Origin of the sequence: Ruminococcus gauvreauii (genome assembly GCF_025151995.1) — a bacterium.
Classification (GTDB): Bacteria; Bacillota; Clostridia; order Lachnospirales; family Lachnospiraceae; genus Ruminococcus_G; species Ruminococcus_G gauvreauii.
The window spans coordinates 1,063,729-1,079,583 of sequence record NZ_CP102290.1 but is presented as its reverse complement, the minus strand read 5'-3'; the positions used below and the strand labels follow the sequence as shown (position 1 = coordinate 1,079,583).

Annotated in this window: 16 protein-coding genes and 2 tRNA genes; 10 read left to right on the top strand and 8 right to left on the bottom strand. The window is 43.0% G+C overall.

Annotated elements, in window-relative coordinates; genetic code table 11:
• Positions 1 to 7: 7 nt before the first annotated feature.
• Positions 8 to 1,054, bottom strand: coding sequence for a DnaD domain protein (locus NQ502_RS05275; RefSeq protein ID WP_028529114.1), 1,047 nt, complete (start codon positions 1,052 to 1,054; stop codon positions 8 to 10).
• Between the two features lie 330 nt (positions 1,055 to 1,384).
• Complete coding sequence (murC, locus tag NQ502_RS05270; protein ID WP_028529115.1) at positions 1,385 to 2,764, bottom strand: UDP-N-acetylmuramate--L-alanine ligase; 1,380 nt, start codon at positions 2,762 to 2,764, stop codon at positions 1,385 to 1,387.
• Between the two features lie 278 nt (positions 2,765 to 3,042).
• Between murC and NQ502_RS05265 the strand changes: the two genes are divergently transcribed.
• The 8 genes from NQ502_RS05265 (at position 3,043) to NQ502_RS05230 (ending at position 10,252) form a co-directional block, all read left to right on the top strand.
• Positions 3,043 to 4,314 carry a glucose-1-phosphate adenylyltransferase gene (locus tag NQ502_RS05265; protein WP_028529116.1) on the top strand — a complete coding sequence of 424 codons (1,272 nt, stop codon included), beginning with the start codon at positions 3,043 to 3,045 and terminating at the stop codon, positions 4,312 to 4,314.
• A gap of 2 nt (positions 4,315 to 4,316) precedes the next feature.
• A complete protein-coding gene (gene glgD / locus NQ502_RS05260) occupies positions 4,317 to 5,435 on the top strand; it encodes a glucose-1-phosphate adenylyltransferase subunit GlgD (protein WP_028529117.1) in 1,119 nt (372 codons plus the stop codon).
• Positions 5,436 to 5,460: 25 nt separating this feature from the next.
• Positions 5,461 to 5,739, top strand: a complete 279-nt coding sequence (gene spoVG / locus NQ502_RS05255) for a septation regulator SpoVG (protein ID WP_028529118.1) — start codon at positions 5,461 to 5,463, stop codon at positions 5,737 to 5,739.
• A gap of 120 nt (positions 5,740 to 5,859) precedes the next feature.
• A complete protein-coding gene (locus NQ502_RS05250) occupies positions 5,860 to 7,254 on the top strand; it encodes an RsmB/NOP family class I SAM-dependent RNA methyltransferase (protein ID WP_028529119.1) in 1,395 nt (464 codons plus the stop codon).
• A gap of 160 nt (positions 7,255 to 7,414) precedes the next feature.
• Complete coding sequence (locus NQ502_RS05245) at positions 7,415 to 8,728, top strand: PcsB-like coiled-coil domain-containing protein (protein ID WP_028529120.1); 1,314 nt, start codon at positions 7,415 to 7,417, stop codon at positions 8,726 to 8,728.
• A 132-nt stretch (positions 8,729 to 8,860) separates the two neighbouring features.
• Positions 8,861 to 8,934 (top strand) — tRNA-Pro (locus tag NQ502_RS05240).
• 138 nt (positions 8,935 to 9,072) lie between these two features.
• Positions 9,073 to 9,465, top strand: a complete 393-nt coding sequence (locus tag NQ502_RS05235; RefSeq protein ID WP_028529121.1) for an RrF2 family transcriptional regulator — start codon at positions 9,073 to 9,075, stop codon at positions 9,463 to 9,465.
• A gap of 91 nt (positions 9,466 to 9,556) precedes the next feature.
• Positions 9,557 to 10,252, top strand: coding sequence for an anaerobic ribonucleoside-triphosphate reductase activating protein (locus NQ502_RS05230; RefSeq protein ID WP_028529122.1), 696 nt, complete (start codon positions 9,557 to 9,559; stop codon positions 10,250 to 10,252).
• Here the strand turns inward: NQ502_RS05230 and NQ502_RS05225 are convergent.
• Complete coding sequence (locus NQ502_RS05225) at positions 10,249 to 11,220, bottom strand: hypothetical protein (protein WP_028529123.1); 972 nt, start codon at positions 11,218 to 11,220, stop codon at positions 10,249 to 10,251. The genes NQ502_RS05230 and NQ502_RS05225 overlap by 4 nt on opposite strands.
• A gap of 98 nt (positions 11,221 to 11,318) precedes the next feature.
• Between NQ502_RS05225 and tadA the strand changes: the two genes are divergently transcribed.
• A complete protein-coding gene (gene tadA, locus NQ502_RS05220; protein ID WP_028529124.1) occupies positions 11,319 to 11,813 on the top strand; it encodes a tRNA adenosine(34) deaminase TadA in 495 nt (164 codons plus the stop codon).
• A gap of 30 nt (positions 11,814 to 11,843) precedes the next feature.
• Positions 11,844 to 11,931: transfer RNA gene (locus NQ502_RS05215), tRNA-Ser, on the top strand.
• Positions 11,932 to 11,949: 18 nt separating this feature from the next.
• Here NQ502_RS05215 and NQ502_RS05210 read toward each other — a convergent pair.
• The 5 genes from NQ502_RS05210 to NQ502_RS05190 all read right to left on the bottom strand — a co-directional run bounded on the left by NQ502_RS05210 (position 11,950) and on the right by NQ502_RS05190 (position 15,412).
• Complete coding sequence (locus NQ502_RS05210; RefSeq protein WP_148511940.1) at positions 11,950 to 12,321, bottom strand: hypothetical protein; 372 nt, start codon at positions 12,319 to 12,321, stop codon at positions 11,950 to 11,952.
• 222 nt (positions 12,322 to 12,543) lie between these two features.
• On the bottom strand, positions 12,544 to 13,197 hold the full coding sequence (locus NQ502_RS05205; protein ID WP_028529126.1) for a hypothetical protein: 654 nt from the start codon (positions 13,195 to 13,197) through the stop codon (positions 12,544 to 12,546).
• Positions 13,198 to 13,317: 120 nt separating this feature from the next.
• A complete protein-coding gene (locus tag NQ502_RS05200; RefSeq protein ID WP_028529127.1) occupies positions 13,318 to 13,920 on the bottom strand; it encodes a hypothetical protein in 603 nt (200 codons plus the stop codon).
• 58 nt (positions 13,921 to 13,978) lie between these two features.
• Positions 13,979 to 14,770, bottom strand: a complete 792-nt coding sequence (locus tag NQ502_RS05195; protein WP_049898210.1) for an Ltp family lipoprotein — start codon at positions 14,768 to 14,770, stop codon at positions 13,979 to 13,981.
• Between the two features lie 318 nt (positions 14,771 to 15,088).
• The gene (locus NQ502_RS05190) at positions 15,089 to 15,412 is read right to left on the bottom strand and encodes a helix-turn-helix domain-containing protein (protein ID WP_028529129.1); all 324 of its coding nucleotides are present in this window, start codon (positions 15,410 to 15,412) and stop codon (positions 15,089 to 15,091) included.
• Positions 15,413 to 15,855: the final 443 nt, after the last annotated feature.

Genomic DNA, 15,855 nt, shown 5'->3' with positions numbered 1-15,855 from the left:
ATCTCCTTTACTTCTTCAGCAGCTGTTTTTCGAGATCAGAGAAATTGTAATCCCTCTGATGAAAATTATTGAATTTGTTGGGGGTTTTATTTTGAATCCTGGGTGCAGTCCGATCCCTGGATTCCTTGTGGCGAACATCCATTTCCTGTATATCTGAGAAAGAGAGGACGCCGTTTTTATGCCATGCTCCCAGTATACCGTCCGCATATTGAAAGCTTGGCTTACCGGTCTGATTGATCGTCCTTGCACATGCTTCCAGAATGATATCGGTGGTAAAACCATAGTCTTTCATCCAGCGGTCGATCATCTGAATCTCTGATTCGACAGGATTTCTGCTGGTGATGCCGAATGCCTTCAGGACAGAAAAATAGTGTTTGCTGAAGGTATTTGTCTCCTGCTTCGCCATTTTGACCGTAGATATCCCTGACTGCGCCCATGCAAGCGCAACCTTTTCCATGTATCGTATGCTTTTGCTGCCCTTGGAAACGCAGTATTCGATCAGATATTCGATCAGATCTGCAGAAAAATGCAGTTCTTCATAGAAATATAAAATGCGCGTCGTCTCCGTTGGGGATAAAGTCTTTCCAAGATACTGTTCTGCAATGAATAGCAGCTGCATGACTTCTTCGTTCTTCTTCAGTTCCTTTACTCTGTCAGGTGTCAGCGAATAGGCCGACGGAACCGATGCGGGCTCCGGCTGAGGATAAGCTGCGGTTTCTTTTTCGGAAACGGCTGAAATCCCGGCACCCTTCTGTTTGGTAAAGGGCAGCAGTGTCAATCCGGTAATCTGATTGGCAGTACCAATTGTGAGACGCAGAATTTCTTTCTTGTCCCAGTAACGGAGTGCACGCTCTACATCGTTTTCTGTACAGTCAAATGTGTCTGCGATGGATGATAATGTGAGTGAGCAGTCGTCAGAAGAAATCATCCTCAACAGATAGAGATATATTTTTACAAACTCTCCATTTGCTTTTGGCATGTACAAATCCAGAAAGTAATTTGATACAATCGTTACATCCTCAGAACAGTTATTATGTATTTTTAATGGATTCATAAAATCACCGTCATATCCGTAAATTCCCAGGAAAATTACATGTTTTCCTGAGGTCAAACACATTATAGCATACACATGTCAGAAAGAGAATAGCCTTTTTTTACAGGGGGTATATCGGAGTAAAAACAGGCTAAATTGTGGAAAGTGTGGATGATGTGGATAAGTATGTGGCTTTGTCAATATTTGCAACCGGAAATGTCGTTTCATATGGAAAAAACGTCGAAAATGCGCAATCTGGTGTCGAAAATTATGTTAACGGAGTTATACACAAAAAATCCACAGCGGATACACACAAAAAATGTGTATAACACTGTGGATAGTGTGGATAAATCACTGACCAAGCAGCTTTTCGCCGATGGTGACGACATCTCCCGCCCCCATAGTTATCAACAAATCGCCGTGTGTACAATTTTCCAGTAAAAAGTTTTCAATAGCATCAAAAGTTGAAAAGTACAGGCACTCGGTTCCCAGGTCCTGAATACAGGCCTGAAGATCTTTCGAGGTGATGCCGATGGTGTTTTTCTCACGTGCCGCGTAAATATCGCAGAGAATGACAGTATCCGCATGTGTCAGAGCCCTGGCAAACTCATGCAGCAATGCCTTGGTGCGGGTATAGGTATGCGGCTGGAAGACACACCATAATTTTTTATGCGGATAGTTTTTTGCAGAAGTCAGGGTGGCTTCTATTTCAGTCGGATGGTGTGCGTAGTCGTCAATGACCGTGACACCGCCGATTTCGCCTTTATACTGAAATCTCCGGTCAGTTCCCAGAAAACTGGAAAAACCTTCCTGAATGGTATCACAGTCAAGTTCAAAAAGCTGCGCGGCCGCGATGGACGCCAGCGCATTTGAAACATTGTGAAGACCGGGAACCTTCAGGGAAAAAGTTCCGATTCTGGTTCCGTTTCTGAGGCAGTCAAAGGTGGGATGGCCAAAGGTGTCATAACTGATGGCGTCAGCCGTGTATTCGGCATTGGTATTCAGGCCGTATGTGATGACTCGGCAGGAAAGCCCGTCTGTGACGGTCTCGTATTCGGGGGTATCGCTGTTGATAATCAATGTGCCGTCATCCGGCAGCAGTTCTGCGAATTTCCGAAATGAAAGTCGAATGTCATCGATGTCTTTAAAGAAATCCAGATGATCGGCGTCCATGTTCAGAATGATACTGATCTTTGGGAAGAAGCTGAGAAAGCTGTTCGTATATTCGCAGGCCTCGGTGATAAATGTACCGGAGTTTCCGACACGGATATTTCCATGAATGGATGGAAGGATGCCTCCTACGGATATTGTCGGATCACAGTCGCCCTGCATCAGTATATGAGAAAGCATGGAAGTTGTTGTCGTCTTTCCGTGAGTGCCGGATACGGCGATCGGTATTTCATAATTTTTCATGATCTGCCCCAGAAGCTGGGCGCGTGAGAGCATGGGAATCGATCTTTCAGCAGCCGCTGCATATTCCGGGTTATCCGGATGGATAGCGGCTGTGTAGACCACCAGGTCCACAGAATCATCAATGTTGGAGGCGCGTTGTCCGTAATAGAGGACGGCACCTTTTTCTTCCAGCTGTTTTGTCAAAGCACTTTCCTTTGCGTCGGACCCGGAGACCTGAAAGTTTTCTTTCAGCAGAATCTGGGCGAGACCGCTCATGCTGATGCCTCCAATGCCGATGAAATGGATGTGCATAGGCTGATTGAAATCTATGGTGTACATTGTAGTAACTCCTTTTCTATGTAATTAAAAATATTATACGCTTAAGTTAAAAAAATGAAAAGGGTTTCTTTGAGATGCTGTATGAATTGTATAGTAATGTATAACCGATAGGAACTATTGCTGGGGCGAAAATCCCGGTTTCGCGTAAAAATTAGTCGAATTTTAGGTAAATTGTTCTAAAAACAGATGTTTATAAGGATAAAAATATGTAAAAGTTGTTCACTAATGTGCTAAAGTATGATATAATTCATTTATTATATATGACAAGAGGTGATTGCATGGTTAAGAAAGAAATGATCGCTATGCTGCTTGCAGGAGGGCAGGGCAGCAGGCTGGGCGTATTGACAGAGAAAGTGGCAAAACCAGCAGTAGCATTTGGCGGCAAATATCGAATCATTGATTTTCCGCTCAGCAATTGTATTAATTCCGGCGTAGACACGGTAGGTGTATTAACACAGTACCAGCCATTGCGTTTGAACGCTCATATCGGAATTGGTATACCGTGGGATTTGGATAAGAATGTCGGCGGTGTAACAGTCCTTCCTCCGTATGAAAAAAGTGAAAACAGTCAGTGGTATACGGGCACCGCAAACGCAATCTTCCAGAATATGGATTACATGGAAAGCTATAATCCGGATTATGTCCTGATACTGTCAGGAGACCATATTTATAAGATGGATTATGAAGTGATGCTTGATTTCCATAAGGCGAATAAGGCAGACGTAACAATTGCTACGATGCCGGTGCCGCTTGAGGAAGCCAGCCGGTTCGGTATCATGATAACGGATGAAACCGGACGGATTACGGAATTTGAAGAAAAACCGGAGAATCCGAGAAGCAACCTGGCATCTATGGGTATCTACATTTTCAGCTGGAAGACATTGAAAGAGTCCCTGGTGGCGCTGCGGGAACAAAAAGGCTGTGATTTCGGCAAACATATCCTGCCGTACTGCAGAGACAATGGAAAGCGTCTCTTTGCGTATGAGTTCAATGGCTATTGGAAAGATGTCGGTACACTTGGTTCCTACTGGGAAGCCAATATGGAGCTTATTGACATCATACCGGAATTTAATTTATATGAAGAGTTTTGGAAAATTTATACAAAGGGCGATATTATCCGTCCTCAGTATATTTCAAATGATGCAGTGGTGGAAAAGAGTCTGATCAGTGAGGGATCTGAGATTTATGGCGAAGTACATAATTCAGTCATAGGTGCAGATGTCACGATTGAAGAGGGAGCCATTGTGCGCGGTTCGATTATTATGAGGCATTGTCGGATTGGTGCCGGAACCGTAATTGATAAGGCGATTATTGCGGAGAATGTTACGGTGGGCAGCAACGTGGTGATGGGAGCCGGAGAGGAAGCACTCAATGTGCTGAAACCGGCAGTCTACAGCTTCGGGCTCGTAACAGTTGGGGAAAACAGTGTGATTCCGTCTAATGTAGTAATCGGAAAAAATACTGCAATTACCGGTACGACCACGCTTGAAGACTATCCGGGCGGAGAGCTTGCAAGCGGCGGAGCAATAATTGGGAAGGATGGTAAATGAGTATGAGAGCATTGGGAATTATTCTGGCAGGCGGAAACAGTAATAAGATGAGGGAATTATCAAAGAAGCGTGCGATTGCGGCAATGCCTGTTGCAGGAAGTTACCGGAGTATCGACTTCTCGCTGAGCAACATGTCTAACTCTCATATTCAGAAAGTAGCTGTTCTGACACAGTATAATGCCAGATCGTTAAATGAACATTTAAGTTCCTCGAAGTGGTGGGATTTCGGACGTAAACAAGGGGGTCTTTATGTGTTTACGCCAACCGTCACATCTGATAACAGCTGGTGGTACCGCGGTACGGCCGATGCAATCTATCAGAATCTTGAATTTTTAAAGAGCAGCCACGAGCCGTATGTCGTTATTGCATCCGGGGATGGTGTATACAAGCTGGATTATAATAAAGTTTTGGAATACCATATTAAGAAGCGTGCAGACGTAACCGTCGTATGTACAGACTGCGAGGCAGGTACTGATATCAGCCGTTTTGGTGTTCTGAAAATGAACGAGGATCATCGGATTGAAGAATTCGATGAGAAGCCGATGATTTCGACTTCCAACACAATATCTACGGGCATTTATATCATCAGAAGGCGTCAGCTGATCGAGATGATTGAGCGGTGTGCGCTGGAAGACCGTCATGACTTTGTAAATGATGTACTGATCCGTTATAAAAACCTTAAGAGAATCTATGGTTATAAGATTGATACTTACTGGAGTAATATTTCCACGGTAGAGTCCTACTATCAGACAAATATGGATTTCCTGAAACCAGAAGTGCGCAAACATTTCTTTTCTGACAATCCTGGAATTTGTTCCAAGATTGATGACCTTCCGCCGGCAAAATATAATCCGGACAGCCAGGTGAAAAACAGTCTGATTTCCAGCGGCTGTATTATCAACGGGCATGTGGAAAATTCAGTGCTGTTTAAGAAAGTATACGTTGGGAATAACTGTGTGATTAAAAATTCGATTATTTTAAATGGGGTATATCTGGGGGACAACACTCATATTGAGAACTGTATCGTTGAGAGTCGTGATACAGTGCGTGCAAACTCTTATCACTGCGGGGAAGACGGCATTAAGATCGTAGTGGAAAATAATGCACGCTACGTCATCTAGAGGGAGAACAGGAAGGAGAAAGGTTATGAATATTACGGACGTAAGAGTTAGGAAGGTTGCTAAAGAAGGAAAAATGAAAGCGGTGGTTTCCATCACCATAGATGAAGAGTTTGTTGTTCATGATATCAAAGTTATTGAAGGAGAAAAGGGTCTGTTTATTGCTATGCCGAGCAGAAAGGCTACAGATGGGGAATATCGTGATATTGCACATCCAATCAATTCTCAGACACGGGAAAGGATCCAGACCATTATTTTAGGGAAATATGAAGAGGCGATGGATATGGAAGAAGCCGTCGCTGAATAAAACATAGACAAACAGCCGGTTTATGTGATATTATATAGAATATGATAATTATGTGCCCTGCCGATACTTAAGTACCGGCAGGGTTTTTCTGCGAAATACAGTGTAAGGAGGGTATGAAACATGGAGTTGCCGCAGGGATTCATCACCAGGATGCAGCAGATGCTTGGTGCAGAGTATCAGGAATTTTTAAAAAGCTATGATGAGCCAAGGCAGTTTGGGCTGAGAGTCAATACATTGAAAATATCACCTCAGGAATTTGAAACCATTGCCCCATTTCCAATCACGCCGGTTGCCTGGGTGCCAAATGGGTACTTTTACCGGGAGGAAGATATGCCTTCCAGACATCCCTTTTATTTTGCAGGACTTTATTATCTGCAGGAACCGAGTGCGATGACGCCTGCCTCTCGTCTTCCTGTGGAAAAGGGCGACAGGGTTCTGGACCTGTGCGCGGCACCCGGGGGAAAGGCCACCGAGCTGGGGGCATTGACCGGCGGGGAAGGCCTTCTGGTTGCCAACGAAATCAGCACATCACGGGCGAAAGCACTTTTGAAAAATATTGAGTTGATGGGCATTGAAAATGCATTTATAACGAACGAAAAACCCGGAAACCTAAGCCGCTGTTTTGAAGCATACTTTGATAAGATACTGGTGGATGCGCCGTGTTCCGGAGAAGGAATGTTTCGGAAGGAGCCGGAAGTAGCAGCGGTATGGGATGAAAGCAGACCGGCATATTTTGCAAAGCTGCAGAGGGATATTCTGGATAATGCGGTAAAGATGTTAAAGCCGGGCGGGTTGATGTTGTATTCCACCTGCACATTTTCCGGTGAGGAAAATGAAGGCAGCATATCAAGGCTGCTTGCAGAACATCAGGACATGAGTCTGATGGACATTGAGCCGTATGAGGGTTTTTCGAAGGGGAATCCGGCGTGGGGTGACGGAAATGCCCAATTAGAAAAATGTGTCCGGATCTGGCCGCACAGAATGCGGGGAGAAGGTCATTTCATGGCGCTTTTGAAAAAGGACGGCACTCTTCAGAAGAATTCAGATTGTAAAAATGGGGGAGGCTGCCAGTCTTTCCGGGGAATGGAAAAAAGCAGACGCCAGCTTTTGGAGACCTTTTGCCGGAAAGTGAATGCAGAGCGATTTACAGCCGGGATTGATGTGCGGGGCGATAAGGTATATAAAGTGCCGGAATTTCAGCGGGAAGTTAAAGGACTTCGGTTTCTGAGAAATGGTCTTTACCTGGGAGACCTTAAGAAAAATCGTTTTGAGCCGCAGCAGCCGTTTGCGATGGCACTTCGTCCCGAAGAGTTCGAATCTGTGATCATGCTGCCAGCGGAGGACGAGAGAGTGGAGCGTTATTTGAAGGGGGAGACGATATCTGTCGAAGCAGGGGAATGCGGGCAGGAAAATGGCTGGAAGCTCGTCTGTGTCGAACGATTTTCTCTGGGATGGGGAAAATTGGTGAATGGAGTCTTAAAAAACAAGTATTTGTGTGCATGGCGCAAAAATTGACTCTCCATAACCCATATATTGTGGGAGATTTAGTCGAAAAATATACAAAAAAACTACGACTTATTACACATATGTTACAGAGTGTTAAAAAATAGCTTTTATTTTGTGAAGAACTGTGTTATAATTACATTCACGAACGAAAAATAAGAGGTATTTTATTATGAATCGTAAAAAATTATTAAGTTTTCTATTAGCGGGAATTCTGGCTGTGACGACAGCAATGCCGGCGTTGGCAGCCACAACACAGGATAAAATTCAGGATGCCAGAGCAGCAAAGCAGCAGACAGAATCATCATTGAATGAGGCTCAGAACAGAATTGATAATCTGGAATCCAAAAAAGGAGAATCTGAAGCTTATCTGGACGAGCTGAACACTCAGCTGACTGATCTGAAGAACAGTCTGGAAAAACTCCAGAAGCAGTCAGAAGAAAAGCAGCGGGAACTTGAAAAGGTTCAGGCAGAGCTTGAGGAAGCGAAAGAGAAAGAAGCCCGGCAGTATGAGGATATGAAACTCCGTATTCGTTATATGTATGAGCAGACGAATTCGGGTTATCTGGAAATGCTTTTTGACTCCGGCAGTTTTTCAGAGTTCCTGAACAGGGCAGACAATATTTCACAGATCTCACGGTATGACAGAGATATGCTGAAGAGTTATCAGGAGACAAAAGAGACGATCGCTCGGCATGAAGAGACGATTAAAACAGAAAAGGCCGAGATCGAAGCACTGCGTGCAGAGAGTGCTGAACAGCAGGGACAAGTTGAAGAATTAGTCCAGATTACATATAATCAGATCAATACATATGCTGCAGATCTCCAGGACGCGGAATCTGAGGAAGCAGTTCTTTTGAATAAAATCAGCAGTCAGGAAGCAGATATCAATGCCCTGCTGAAACAGGCAAAAGACGAAGAGGCTGCAGCAAAGAAAGCGGCGGAAGAGGCAGCTGCGAAGAAAGCAGCAGAAAAAGCAGCAGCCCAAAAGGCTGCTCAGGTTTCCGAACAGGAAGATCAGCAGACTGACAGTGAGGAGCTTTCGGCAAACGAGAGTTCAGACGAGCCGGAGTATACTGATACGGAGAGCGGGACAAGCGATCAGCCGCAGATTTCGGAAGAAGCGAATCAGGAAGAAACTGAACAGGAGGAGGAAGAACCGGAAAGTTCAGAGACTTCTTCAGATTCAGGGAGCAGTTCACAGGGAAGCTATCTCGGAAGCTTTAAACTGACGGCATACTGTTCATGCAGCAAATGCTGCGGTCAGTGGTCAGGCGGTGCAACAGCCAGTGGGACGGCACCGACTCCGGGCAGAACTGTAGCCATGGGAGGAATTCCGTTTGGTACCAAATTAATGATTAATGGACAGGTCTATACAGTAGAAGACCGCGGAACGGCATACGGACATGTTGATATCTTTATGGGAAGTCATCAGCAGGCATTGAACTTTGGAATGCAGTACGCAGACGTTTATATTGTAGGATAAAATTACGGATAAAGGAATCGCCGCTGGGTAGTGGCGGTTCTTTTGTTTTTAAATAAATGGAAAAAAATAAAAAAATTCCAAAAAGTACTTGATTTTCTAAAATGCCAATGCTATAATAACAAAGCTGGTTGACGAAGCGTGGCTCAGTTTGGTAGAGCGCTGCGTTCGGGACGCAGAGGCCGCAGGTTCGAATCCTGTCGCTTCGACTGATGAAAAAAACACCGTAAGATCGCTATTTGCCGATCATACGGTGTTTTTGCGTAGCAGGATACTTTTGATTTGACGTTTGATTCCCGCTTTGCTATACTGATAGTAGATAAAATAGTCCACAAAAGGAGTAACCAATGCTGTTCACAAAAGAAAGCGATTATGCAATCCGTATTGTGCGGGCACTGAGAAGCGGAGAAAAAATCAGAGCCAAAGATATCTGTGAATGTGAAGAGATTCCAGAGGCTTTTGCATATAAAATATTAAAAAAACTGGAGAAGGCACAGATTGTCCGCGTGACCCGTGGAACACATGGCGGATGTATGCTTATTAAAAATCCGGAAGAATTATATTTGTATGATATTATTTTGGCTATCGAACCGGATTTTGCGATCACACACTGCATGAGGAAAAGCTGCAGTCGAAATCTGCCGGAACAGCCGTGTTATGTGCATGCGGAACTGCTCAGAGTACAGAAGCTGCTTCAGGATGAACTCAAATCCAAGTCTCTGGCAGAGATATTGCGATAATGGAAATAAGGAATTACCTTACTGAAGAATAGATACGAAAAAGATGTTGTTTCATACAGCATCTTTTTCAAATCCGGGAGGATACAGACAGATGCGGATTCATGGATTTAATAAGCTGACATTGTTGGATTATCCAGGCAAAGTTGGCTGTACGGTGTTTTTGGGCGGCTGCAATTTTCGGTGTCCGTTTTGCCATAATGCCGGACTGGTCATATCGCCGGAGAAGGAACCGTTGCTGGATGAGGAAGAAATACTCTCTGTTCTCAAAAAGCGACAGGGAATACTGGAAGGTGTGTGTATAACCGGAGGCGAACCGACGCTCTCTGATGATCTCGGTGAATTTCTGGGTAAGATCAAACAGCTTGATTATCCGGTGAAATTGGATACGAATGGATATAAACCGTGGATTTTAAAAGAGCTGGCGCAGGAAAAGCTGATCGATTATGTTGCTATGGATATAAAAAACAGCCGTCAGAAATATGCAGTGACGACAGGGATTCCTGAGATTGATATCACCAGAATTGAAGAGTCGGTCTCCTATCTGATGGAAAGTCCTCTGGAATATGAGTTTCGCACAACAGTAACCAGAGAACTTCATCAGACATCAGATTTCATTGCCATCGGCGAATGGCTGAAAGGGTGTTCGAGATATTATCTGCAGGCTTATCGCGAAACAGAAAATGTCATCTCGCCTGTATTTTCCGGATATGATGGGGCGCAGCTGCATCAATTTGCCGACCTGCTCAGGGAGTGGATATCAACGGTAGAGATCAGAGGGACCGATTAGTCGATGATGCGGTACCAGTATCCGAAGCGTGGGACATTTCTGCTGCCGGAATTGGCTGCTTTGAAATAGGGGAAACCATACATATCCGCCATAAATCTTTCTTTTGGTGTGTAAGTACCCGGCACGCCGAAGATATAGACGGATCTGTCATGATCATCCATTTTTCCGAGGATAAGGTGATGATGTTCGGAGTAGGCGTGGAGGATAAGCGGGTTATTTCCGATCAGCCAGCGCTCTTTCCTGAGCGCAGGCAGATCTTTTAAGTCCAGCCTGACGCATTCTGTTACGCTGCCGTCGCTGAAGGGATTTATGGACTCATACAGATCCATGACCCGCTCCCAGCGGGAAAGGGGAGGATCCGGAATAAAATCCATCAGTTCTGCCGGAGACTTTTCTTCTTCCGCCAACTCTTTTACCTCTTCCGCCTCAAGTGAGGGTTCCTCAGCGCTGTCCTCGGCCGATGGATTCGTCTCATCGGCTGATTGAGGGAGAGCATCACCGGAAGAACCGTCGTTGGTTTCGGGTGGCTGTTCGACGGGTGCCGCATCTGATTCTGATTCAGCATCGGAAAGGGCTTCAGGAGCCTTGAAATGCTGGGGGTTGACGGGCAGATCATCCCAGGCACTTGCGTAGCAAAGAGTACCGCCGCACAAGAGGAGGATTCCGTTTAAATCCTTCATCGGAACACCGGAGCCATTCAAATCCTGGTCGGCAGTTTTGAGACAGCATCCAATGGAACCGGAAGAGGTCTGCGTGCTGCCCAGAAAAATTCCCGAGAGTTTATCCTCATTGCGGGTAAAGCCGAAAATCTGAACCGGGACAGAGGCGGCAAGGCCGGAATCTTTAATATGTATTTCCAGTTTGAAGATTCCTCCTTTGGCTTCTGCTTTCAGAAATCCCCGGTTATATGTCTTCTTTTCGTTTTTATATTCATAAAGGTAAGAGATAAATCGTCTGTAATCGGACAAGGCGAATGCTTCCTTTCGAGTATGTGTTCTATGAAAACATATGTGATGAAACAAGGAAATATCACTGCGATTGAAAAATAATATTGGGAGTGAACAAAATGGAGCGGCATGAAAAATATATGAAAGAGGCTATGCGCCAGGCAAAAAAGGCATATGCATTAAATGAGGTGCCGATCGGCTGTGTGATTGTCTCTGATGATAAGATTATTGCCCGGGGATATAACCGGAGAAACACGGATAAAAACACGCTTTCCCATGCAGAAATGAATGCGATCAGGAAAGCAAGCAAAAAATTAGGTGACTGGCGTTTGGAAGGGTGCACGATGTATATTACACTGGAACCATGTCAAATGTGCGCGGGTGCCATTGTGCAGGCAAGGATAGACCGTGTGGTGATAGGCAGCATGAACCCGAAAGCAGGCTGTGCAGGATCTTTATTAAATCTTTTGGAGATGGATGAATTTAATCACCAGGTGGAAGTCATCCGGGGGGTTCTTGCTGATGAATGCAGCCAGATGCTGTCGGAGTTCTTTAAAGAATTAAGAATCCGGAAAAAAGCAAAGAAATCCGTTGACGAAAGAGACAGTTCATAATATAATGAATGTCGTGTGAATTTTATATTTGGAGACGTATCGAAGTGGTCATAACGAGCTTGACTCGAAATCAAGTTGTCGGGCAACCGGCACGTGGGTTCGAATCCCACCGTCTCCGCTCCATAGACCCCAGTGTTTACTGGGGTTTTTGATTTCCGTGTTGCATAATATTTTGAAAGTACCCGTCGATGGTCAGTACAACTTCGTTCAACGCAATATATTTCACATCCTGTAGCAGGAATCCGGATTTTGTAAGGCCAGCGATTTCCGATGCGGAGAATGACAGCCACATCGCCAGCAGCACCGGCACCTGTGGGAGGGAGATCTGACTTTCGTTATATGTAACACCATAATAGTTCAGAACCGCCGTAATCAGCCCAAATTCGTTTCTGACCGTCTTGGGGGAGATTGTCCCGCTTTTGCCCTTTTGCTTCGATTTACGACCGGATTCGAGGCTTACAGAGCGTATCAGTGTTTCGGTGTCGATATCCTTAAGCTTCGTTGTCATAAGCTCCTTAAAAAATGGTATAAAAATAACAGCCAGTCGGAACGAATGTTCCGCTTGCGGGGCTGCTCCGAGAATGGTACAATATGGTTGAAATAAGGTGTACATTCTTGGATGTATACTTGCCGTCTCCTGTTGGCGCAGGGGGCGGTTTTTATTAAATTAAGTTTGCTTTGCCTGTTCTGCAATTAGGCGTGTTATTAACCATTTAGAATTTTAGATCAATCAAATACCTGAAGTGTCGGGTGTGTCCTTGTATCCCGAATCAATGTAAGTAATGGAAAATGAAACATCCCCATTATCTCCATACATATGAAAAAGTATATTTGTATTATTTTCAGTGAAAACAGTAAAATATTCTACATATCCAAACATGAGTGAGTATGCAATATCATCAGAAAACGTTTTATCAGACCATACAACCTCATCTTTTGATGGTTCACCATATTTTTCAATATATAAGTTTTTTATTGAATTATAGTCATCTAAATATTTTAAAGTATTAGTATGTACTTCATCAGAAAAATACAGGCCCGCATATAATGAATTGTCTTCAAATTTATAGAATAAAAGAGTAGATATTGTCCCTAATTTTACATCATGGTAACCAACCATTTCTTTGTCTTGTAGATCAGGATCTTTACCTTCACTTTCTATTACTTCATCCATTGTCATTCCCCAGGTAGCATTTCTGAAATCTTTATTTGTGTTTTGCTCTTGTTTTGAATCTGTTTCCACTGTCGGCTCCGCCATTGACTCTTCTGTTGTTTTCGCAGGCGATTCTGATGTTGTTGATGGTTCATTTTGTTTTGCACCCCCACACGCTGTCACAGAAAAAGCCATTATGCAAATTAGAACCACAATAATTTTCTTTTTCATATAATTCCCTCCCTTAAAAGTGTTTTTCCAGATCCCCCCTGTCCTGCCTGACAGTGATCCGGTTTATAATTAATCGCCTAAGCGGTTAATTTTTAATTGCAGTTCATTAGTTTTGAACAGTTATTCAATTGTTGTATCATAAAAATATTCCGAAGGATTACTATTTTGATCTTGGCGCAAATCCAAAGACAGTGTAATTTTTTTCCCAGAAAAAGTATTTCGGTGATCCTTATCTTCAATAGAATCAAATTTCAATGTGAATTTTCCATTTTCATAAACAGTATCATTCCGATTAAGATGTAAATATTTATCAGATAGATCCTCGGGGTCTACACTTTCAACTTTATCTGAATCTGGATTAATTGTCATTAAATAAAGCTGCATATCTTTATCGGAATCATAGATATTTCCGTCACCAAGGTAATGCAATTCATTTTCCGAAAGGGTCGAAACATCCAAAATAACAGTTGCGTATACTTCATTTGAGTAATTAATTTCTTTACATTCGGTTTCTAATGATTCTATAGTGATTTTTCCATTGCCATAACTAATAGATACTGGCAGTGAGTCGATGTTAAAAACATCATCGCTGTATCCCTGGCTTATTCCAGCAGGCAGAGAATCACCTGGTGCAGTTTCTTTTTTGTCATTAGTTCCTCCACAAGCAACAACAGAAAGTGTTATGGCCAAACATAATACAATTGCAATAATTTTCTTTTTCATTCAAAGTTTCTCCCATGTAATTTTATATTAATCGCCGAAGCAGTTAATACATTTTAAATTAATAACCAACGGCAGAAGCACCATATGCAGCCTGCTCCGACGTGAATCCTTCATATTCTAACTGATTAATCAAAGCATCCCGTGAGAAGGAAGAGTAATCCATATAATCTGCGGCTTTTTTGGCAGCTTGTTCGTTCCAATCGGCTCCACAGTTATCAACTGCATATTTCGAAGCCTCGGGAGAAAATCCTTCATACTCTAATTGTTCTATTAAGCCATTATAAGAAAATGAAGTATAATCAAGGTAGTCCCCTGCTTTTCTTAATGCATTTTTTTGCTCTAAAGTTGCATTTGCAGCAGCTTGTCTTTTGGCTTCCTCTTCGGCAGCAGCCTGTTCAGCTTGAGTTAAGGCATCAGAGGCGGCAGCTAAGGCTTGGTTTAAGGAATCTTTAATAGTCGCGTCTGTAACAGCATTTGTTTTATTTGCAGCGGTATCATATAATTTTCGTGTGGCACCTGCTGCGAGGGTTCCTTTGTCAAAATTCCATACCTTTTTTACAGCTTCAGTTGCTTCATCCTGTGCCTGTTGTGCTTTGGCAGCAGCTTCAAGCTCTGCCTTTTTGGCATTTGCCTCTGCCTCTTCCATTTCTTCGTAGGGTTTCATTTTTTCTTTGTAGGCATTATACTCTTTGTCCATCTTACTGTAATCCGTGTTCAATGTTTCAAGTTCAGAAGTTAAACTTTCATTTTCAGCCTTTAGTTTGTCATATTCATCTTGAGTTACACCACTTCCACATCCACCGATAAAAAATGCAGAACACAATAAAACTACTAAAATTTTCTTTCTCATATGTGCTTCCCCCTTGAATGTTTTATATTAATCGCCACTGGCGGTTAATTCATTCTTAATTATATATTTCATCTTTTTCATGAAAACTTTCAGAAGCGTAAAAACTTGGTATGGATTCAATTGGCTGGTGGATCAGTTCACGAGCCTTTGCAACCAACAGCTTATTTTCTTCATAAGTGCAATTCGGTCTGTGTGTGCACATTTTACAGTGATCACATTTATTTTCCGGCTGATTGAAGAGTTCTGTTTTGCAGACAAGGCATTTCAGCATTGTTATCCAGCCGGAATGCGTCAAAAACGATCACTTCTTATGGGAACTCAATCATCCTCTGACAATAGTGTTCTGATCAGCTCCTGTTTTTGTTCGAGCGTGAGTTTTTTTCCATTGCGCGCAACCAATGATTGGATATCCTCGTAGGTTGGTTCGTAGTTTTGTGGATCAGGCTCATTATCACAAAAATATTCAGTTGATACTCCCAGTTCATGAGCTATTCTTATTAAAACTTCAATATCAGCCTTTTTGCTGTCTCGGCGAATCATAGAATAAATTGTAGTGGGTGCTACCCCTACTTTTTTTGCAAGTTCATTTGCGTTTGTGCCACGTATCTCCATTAATTGACTTAGCTTTAGACCGATTCCCATTATGTCACCATCCTTTTTTGCCTATAATGTAATTTTAACACAAGTGAAAAACATAGTAAATAAAAGGTTGTGCAAATGAGTAGAAACTAATTGACAAATAACGCGATTGAGTATAATATACAAATATAAAACAACGCAATTGCACAGAAAGAAGGTGGATAAATGCCTTACTTAAATTTGAAGTCAGAATTGGCAAAAAGAAATATAACAATTGAGGCTATCGCAATACATCTTGGGCTTCATAGAAACAGTGTTGTAAGCTTAACAAATACGAACATATGTTTGCGCAAACTTATTATAAGGTGCGCACTGTTTTTTGTCAATGAGAGATGAAGGCGGAGAAAATTGTTGGAGCAGAAATCAGAATATATATCAGGGGGGACAGGCATGTGATAAATAAACTTATCACGTCCATATTGCTCGCATACATAGCGGTAGATTTA

Bases quoted from the DNA above. Each gene is read 5' to 3' on its own strand.
- tadA (WP_028529124.1), top strand. From the start codon at position 11,319: ATGGAGCGGCATGAAAAATATATGAAAGAGGCTATGCGCCAGGCAAAA.
- NQ502_RS05195 (WP_049898210.1), bottom strand. From the start codon at position 14,770: ATGAGAAAGAAAATTTTAGTAGTTTTATTGTGTTCTGCATTTTTTATC.
- NQ502_RS05250 (WP_028529119.1), top strand. From the start codon at position 5,860: ATGGAGTTGCCGCAGGGATTCATCACCAGGATGCAGCAGATGCTTGGT.
- spoVG (WP_028529118.1), top strand. From the start codon at position 5,461: ATGAATATTACGGACGTAAGAGTTAGGAAGGTTGCTAAAGAAGGAAAA.
- NQ502_RS05200 (WP_028529127.1), bottom strand. From the start codon at position 13,920: ATGAAAAAGAAAATTATTGCAATTGTATTATGTTTGGCCATAACACTT.
- glgD (WP_028529117.1), top strand. From the start codon at position 4,317: ATGAGAGCATTGGGAATTATTCTGGCAGGCGGAAACAGTAATAAGATG.
- NQ502_RS05230 (WP_028529122.1), top strand. From the start codon at position 9,557: ATGCGGATTCATGGATTTAATAAGCTGACATTGTTGGATTATCCAGGC.
- NQ502_RS05190 (WP_028529129.1), bottom strand. From the start codon at position 15,412: ATGGGAATCGGTCTAAAGCTAAGTCAATTAATGGAGATACGTGGCACA.
- NQ502_RS05205 (WP_028529126.1), bottom strand. From the start codon at position 13,197: ATGAAAAAGAAAATTATTGTGGTTCTAATTTGCATAATGGCTTTTTCT.
- NQ502_RS05235 (WP_028529121.1), top strand. From the start codon at position 9,073: ATGCTGTTCACAAAAGAAAGCGATTATGCAATCCGTATTGTGCGGGCA.
- NQ502_RS05210 (WP_148511940.1), bottom strand. From the start codon at position 12,321: ATGACAACGAAGCTTAAGGATATCGACACCGAAACACTGATACGCTCT.
- NQ502_RS05265 (WP_028529116.1), top strand. From the start codon at position 3,043: ATGGTTAAGAAAGAAATGATCGCTATGCTGCTTGCAGGAGGGCAGGGC.
- murC (WP_028529115.1), bottom strand. From the start codon at position 2,764: ATGTACACCATAGATTTCAATCAGCCTATGCACATCCATTTCATCGGC.
- NQ502_RS05275 (WP_028529114.1), bottom strand. From the start codon at position 1,054: ATGAATCCATTAAAAATACATAATAACTGTTCTGAGGATGTAACGATT.
- NQ502_RS05245 (WP_028529120.1), top strand. From the start codon at position 7,415: ATGAATCGTAAAAAATTATTAAGTTTTCTATTAGCGGGAATTCTGGCT.